Below are 5,811 nucleotides of genomic sequence, written 5' to 3' on the forward strand. Positions count from 1 at the left end.
CTGGATTGTGATGCTGCTTGGGCACATTGGCGACCAAACAGGAGAATACGAAAAGAATAAAATAAGAGAGGCAATAGGACGGTACGATGAACTTTGGGAAGAATGGAAAGAACTGGAAAAGATCAGCCCTTCGTGTGCCACGATTTACGAACCCAACGGTTTTGCTATCCGCGGACATTTGGATATATACGGTAATCCTGAAATAGGTATTAGTGCTTCGGTTGATTCTTATAGGAACTTAAAATAAAAGAAATCTTTTTAATAATGAGTTTAAAAATAAAAGTAATTTGGAAATATAGCCTTTTGTTATTAGTCCTGAAATTAATGTCATGTTCTGGTCTGGAAGATGAACTGGTATATATGGACAAAGATGCACCTGTTGAAAATCGAGTACATGATTTAGTGATGCGAATGACTCTGGAAGAAAAAATAAACCAGTTGTCGATGAAAAGCCTGAACCAGCTTCAACTCGATGAAAAAGGAGAAGTCACCACAGAGTCGCTAGAGAACTTATTTAACGGGCAAAGTATTGGTTGTCTAGAAAGTCCTTTTGTTGAGCACGAAAAAATTGCAAAGTTTTCAGCTGCTGCCGATAAATATTTACGAGAAAATACGCGTCTAGGAATTCCTGCCATTCAGATTGCGGAATGTCTTCACGGGCAGATGGCACTTGGCGCAACTATTTTCCCGCAAGCCATTGCACAGGGAAGTTCCTGGGACCCTGAGTTAATTAGGGCTATGGGAAGTATAATTGCCAAAGAAGCAAGTTCAGCAGGTGTTGATCAGGCCTTATCTCCGCTTTTTGATCTGGCCATTGATCACCGTTATGGCAGGGTAGAAGAATGTTATGGCGAAGATGTTTTTCTGGTTTCGGAAATGGGAAAGGCTTTTGTAACGGGGATGCAGGGCGATCCAGAAATCACAAAAAAGCACATTCCTGAAAACAAATTAATGTGTACTGCCAAGCATTTTGTTGCATACAGCACCCCTCAGGCCGGAATTAATATCGCTCCGGCAGTTATCGGTGAAAGAGATTTAAGGAGCCAGCACCTTGTGCCTTTCGAAAAAGCTGTAAAAGATGCAAACATATATAGTATTATGCCAGGCTATCACGAGGTAGATGGTGTTCCCGTTCATGCCAGCAAATGGTTGTTAACAGATATTCTGAGAGGAGAATGGGGTTTTAATGGCTACATCTTTTCCGACTATACAGCGCTAAATATGCTTCAGAACTTTCATCATACAGCCTCAGATAAACAAGAAACTGCCAAACAAGCTATAATTGCCGGAGTTGATTTAGAAGCTCCTTCGCAATATGCTTACGGAGAATTGAAGGAATTGGTTGAAAGTGGTGACCTGGATGAGGAAATAGTTGATACTGCGGTAAAGCGAATTTTGCTTGCAAAGTTCAAAGCTGGTTTATTTGACAGCCCTTACACTGTTCCTACTAACAGAGAGGAGAAGATACATACGCTCGAACATATTGCCCATGCACAAAAAATGGCAGAAGAATCAGTTATACTTTTAAAAAACATGGATCAACTGCTTCCATTCGACAAAACAAAGTTAGGATCAATTGCTGTAATTGGACCCAATGCCGATCAGGTGCAATTTGGCGACTATTCGGTAACCAAGAGCAACGACTACGGCATTACACTTCTTGATGGTATAAAACAGCTTGTCGGAGATAATGTAAAGGTTAACTATGCCAGAGGATGTGGAATAACCGATCTAGATAAAAGCGGCATTGAAGAGGCTGTGCGCATTGCTAAAAACAATGACGTGGTTGTGCTGGCTATTGGCGGAACAAGTATTATTTATTCAGGAATAGGCTGGGGCAACGACAAGTTGGATAAGCACAATACCTGCGGTGAGGGGCTAGACCGTACAACGCTAACTCCTCCGGGTGTACAACCCGAACTAATCAGAGCTCTTCACGAAACAGGTAAGCCAATAGTGTTGGTAATGATACATGGCCGGCCATACTCCATTAACTGGGAAAAGGAAAATATACCTGCTATTATTGAAGCTTGGTATCCTGGCGAACAGGGTGGATTAGCTATAGCCAATATTCTGTTTGGAGAAGTTAATCCTTCAGGAAAACTTCCAGTATCTGTTCCTCGGAGTGTAGGGCACATGCCTAGCATATCGGCACATAAACCTTCTGCAAAAGGGTACTATCGGCAGAGGGGTACGCTGGAAAATCCAGGGAGAGACTATGTGTTTTCAACTCCCGATCCTTTATTTTGCTTTGGTCACGGATTAAGCTATACTGAGTTTGAATATTCAAACCTGAAAATAGAAAGTAAAGAGCTGCAAACAGGGGAGCCGTTACGTATAACTTGCGATGTAAAAAACATAGGCGATATTAAAGGAAAGGAAGTTGTTCAATTGTATTTGAACGACAAAGTAAGTTCGGTTACCACCCCGGTAAAAATGTTAAAAGGTTTTCGTAAAATAGAGATAGAACCTGGAGAATCGAAATTGGTTTCATTTGAAATTAACTTTAATGAATTAAGCCTCTGGAACCAGGAAATGAAAAAACTTGTGGAACCAGGTGAATTTGACGTGCTTGTAGGAAGCTCATCGGAAGATATCAGGTTGAAAGATACTTTTAATATTTCAAAACAATAAGCGATTATTTAAAACTATAAATCAAATAAAAATGAACCAATTAAAACACATTATTAATGTATTTCTTGCATGTTTTTTAGTAATAAGCATGTTCTCTTGTATCAACCAAAAATCAAAAAAAGAAATGGTTAAAGCGCCAAAGGCCTTTTTGCCCATTCCCAACAAAGCACAGTTAAACTGGCATAAGGCAGAGCACATCATGTTTGTGCATTTTGGCATGAAAACGTTTTACCCCAGTGATGATCATATGGGATATGGCAAGGAAGATCCTGAGAAGTTCAACCCAGTTAACTTCGATGCCAAACAATGGGTTGAAGCTGCAAAAATGGCTGGTTTTAAAGGTATTGTTCTTACAACCAAGCACCACGATGGTTTTTGCAACTGGCAAACGAAAACAACCGACCATTGTGTAAAATCATCGCCCTGGAAAAACGGAAAAGGCGATGTTGTAAAAGAACTTATAGAAGCATGTCGCGAGGCAGGAGTTTATTTTGGTGTTTATGTGTCTATCATAGATAAGCATTTTGAAAATTTTGGATCAGAAGACTATAAGGAGTATGGCGAATATTACCTGGCACAACTTAAAGAGCTGAGTACCCAGTATGGGCCAATAGACGAATACTGGTTCGATGGTTATCAGGCCGATGATTTGAAGATGGACTATGGTAAAATAGCCGATATGCTAAACGAGACCCAGCCTGATGCGGTTATTTACGACTCGGGAACCTTGGTTAAATACATGCCAAACCGTTGTATTGCCTGGCCAGGGGCACATGGAGGAATATCGCCCGATCAGAATTACCGGGTAGAAATCGACGGAACAATGCGCTGGTATCCAGCAGAACCGTCTATCATCTTGCAGGGAAACTGGTTTCATAATAATACGCCTGTTGTTAGTCTCGAAAAGATACAGGATTATTACCTCACTTCAGTTGGATATGCTGTTACCCCGTTAATGAATATCTCTCCCAATACCGATGGGCTAATTGATGACGGTACAATTACCAGATTAGCAGAATTTAAAGCATGGGTTGATCAATTACACAGTAGTGATTTGGCCAAATCGAAAAACGTAAAAATAAGCGCGGATAGTTTTCGGGGCAATTCCGAGCAATATTCTGCCCAAAACTTAAATGATGGCGATTACGAAACTTATTATGCTACCGATGATAGCGTGAAAAGTGCGGTTATTGAAGTTGATCTGGGAGTTGTGCGTGATATTAATGGGTTTATTATCCAGGAATATATTCCCCTTGGGCAACGTATCGATGGTTATTCAATTGAATGCCTTGTTGATGGCAATTGGGAAGAGGTTTTTTCAGGTAAGAAGATTGGTTATAAGCGCATCATTCTCGAAGGCAGGGCATCGGCAACCGATATTGAATTTCCTGCAACAGATAGGATACGTTTAAAAATCGAAAATGCCTTGGCATGCCCTTTAATAAGTACTTTTAGTGTGATTGGCAAATAAAGGTAGTGCTTAAAAGAGGATCAACTTATTAAAATTATTATTGAATGAGTTAATTAATACATTATGAAGAATAAATTCTTACTGCTTTTTTTAACAGTTATTTTAATATATAGCTGTGCAGAGCAAACCCGTAACCCAAATGGAGAAAAAATTAATGAAAATACAGAATGGACACATACGTGGATTGTAAATACCAACGATACGCTCAAGCCCAAGGTATTGTTAATAGGCGATTCGCATGTGGAAAGATATTATCCTGTTGTGGCTCGGAATCTTGGTGATAGTGTAAGCTGCAGCAAATTTACAAGCTCAAAAAGTCTGGGAGATCCAGTTTTTATTAAACAACTTGAGTCGGTTTTAATGATAAATGAGTTTGATATCATAGCGTTTAACAATGGCCTACACGGAGCAGATTACAATATTGAACAGTATGCTGGTTACATTCCAGTGGTTTACAACTTGTTGAAGGAAAATGCAAAACGATCTGTTATTTGGGTAAATACCACTGCCATAAGAGAAAAAAACAACATTGAAGCATTTGCAGACAGGAACAAACAAATTATTGAACGCAATAGCTTCCTTAAAGAGTTTACAAAAAAGAACAATATTACACTTATTGATTTTTACGCCGCAACTGCCAATGAGCCGGAATATTACACTAATGACGGCATTCATTTTAATAATGAAGGGGTTGCTAAAGAAGCAACCCTTTTAACCGAAAGAGCTTTTCAGATTTTAAGGAAAGAGCATTAAAGTTTTGCTAGATAAATATTGGTTTTTTACACCTATTGAGCATTTTATAATGCTGATTTTAATATTATTGATGTATTGTAAAAGTGGTCAATACAGTTATAGTTAAATCAAAATAAAACGTCATAATTTTGCATAAAAAAATAGTTCATCAGGATTATAATTGTATTTACGTCTAATTGCTTTTGCTTGTGCCCATTTTTTCTCTATTGGATTTAAATCTGGACTGTAAGGAGGAAGAAATTCCAAAGTGTGCCCTTGCTCTTCGATGGCATCTTTCATATCGTTTCGTTTATGGAATGTAGCATTATCAAGAACAATTACAGAGTTTTCAGGAACATTTGGGAGTAGTTCTTGTGTCAGCCAAGCATAGAAAATATCTGAATTAATATTGGTATCAAATAAACAGACGTTGAATAATTTAAAATTGGTTATTGCTCCAATGGCATTGACACGCCCCTTTGCATGCCAGTCCTTTTTCGCATAGCATCTTTCTCCTGTTAAACTATAACCATACTCTCTTGGAGCATCTACAGCAAAACCACTCTCATCAACATAGACTATGGGACGCTTATCAACAAACTCATAACGGAATATTTTCAGGCGAAACAACAGCCTTGATAACCCATCAGCCTTAGGATGAAATAGCGTTTTTTTTATAGCTAATCTTCAAACGCTTTAAAGCATAGAAAATAGCACTTTGACTAACCCCAAAGGCTTTAGCTCGCTCGTACTGGTACAAATCGGGATTGTCCTTAACATCCTTAGCCAAAGCCTCCATATCAATCTTTGTTGATGGCTTATCGCGTTTTGTTTTGGGCTCTATACGATTTTGCCACCTGAAAAGTGTACGGATAGGAATTGAAAATCTATCACTTGTTTGCTCAAAAGTAAGCTTTTCTTTTTGCTTTACTTTAAAGACTTGTTTCCTGAAATCTAATGAATATGCCATACTG

Annotated in this window: 6 protein-coding genes; 4 read left to right on the top strand and 2 right to left on the bottom strand. The window is 38.8% G+C overall.

Annotated elements, in window-relative coordinates; all coding sequences use genetic code 11:
- From L3X37_RS15010 to L3X37_RS15025, 4 genes are all read left to right on the top strand, one after another.
- The coding region (locus tag L3X37_RS15010) for a hypothetical protein (RefSeq protein WP_237240984.1) at positions 1-247 on the top strand (247 nt) is incomplete at its 5' end.
- Positions 248-264: 17 nt separating this feature from the next.
- A complete protein-coding gene (locus tag L3X37_RS15015) occupies positions 265-2,634 on the top strand; it encodes a glycoside hydrolase family 3 N-terminal domain-containing protein (RefSeq protein WP_237240985.1) in 2,370 nt (789 codons plus the stop codon).
- A gap of 31 nt (positions 2,635-2,665) precedes the next feature.
- The gene (locus tag L3X37_RS15020) at positions 2,666-4,105 is read left to right on the top strand and encodes an alpha-L-fucosidase (RefSeq protein ID WP_237240986.1); all 1,440 of its coding nucleotides are present in this window, start codon (positions 2,666-2,668) and stop codon (positions 4,103-4,105) included.
- A gap of 63 nt (positions 4,106-4,168) precedes the next feature.
- Positions 4,169-4,858, top strand: coding sequence for an SGNH/GDSL hydrolase family protein (locus L3X37_RS15025; RefSeq protein ID WP_237240987.1), 690 nt, complete (start codon positions 4,169-4,171; stop codon positions 4,856-4,858).
- Between the two features lie 120 nt (positions 4,859-4,978).
- Here L3X37_RS15025 and L3X37_RS15030 read toward each other — a convergent pair whose 3' ends face one another.
- A complete protein-coding gene (locus L3X37_RS15030; RefSeq protein WP_237240988.1) occupies positions 4,979-5,467 on the bottom strand; it encodes an IS630 family transposase in 489 nt (162 codons plus the stop codon).
- A 22-nt stretch (positions 5,468-5,489) separates the two neighbouring features.
- Positions 5,490-5,811: IS630 transposase-related protein (locus L3X37_RS15035; RefSeq protein WP_237240989.1), on the bottom strand; the 322-nt coding region annotated here is incomplete at its 5' end.

This window comes from Wocania arenilitoris (assembly GCF_021728535.1).
In the GTDB taxonomy this organism is placed as follows: Bacteria; Bacteroidota; Bacteroidia; order Flavobacteriales; family Flavobacteriaceae; genus Wocania_A; species Wocania_A arenilitoris.

Coding starts and splice junctions, on each gene's coding strand:
- L3X37_RS15025 (WP_237240987.1), top strand. CDS start 4,169: ATGAAGAATAAATTCTTACTGCTTTTTTTAACAGTTATTTTAATATAT.
- L3X37_RS15020 (WP_237240986.1), top strand. CDS start 2,666: ATGAACCAATTAAAACACATTATTAATGTATTTCTTGCATGTTTTTTA.
- L3X37_RS15015 (WP_237240985.1), top strand. CDS start 265: ATGAGTTTAAAAATAAAAGTAATTTGGAAATATAGCCTTTTGTTATTA.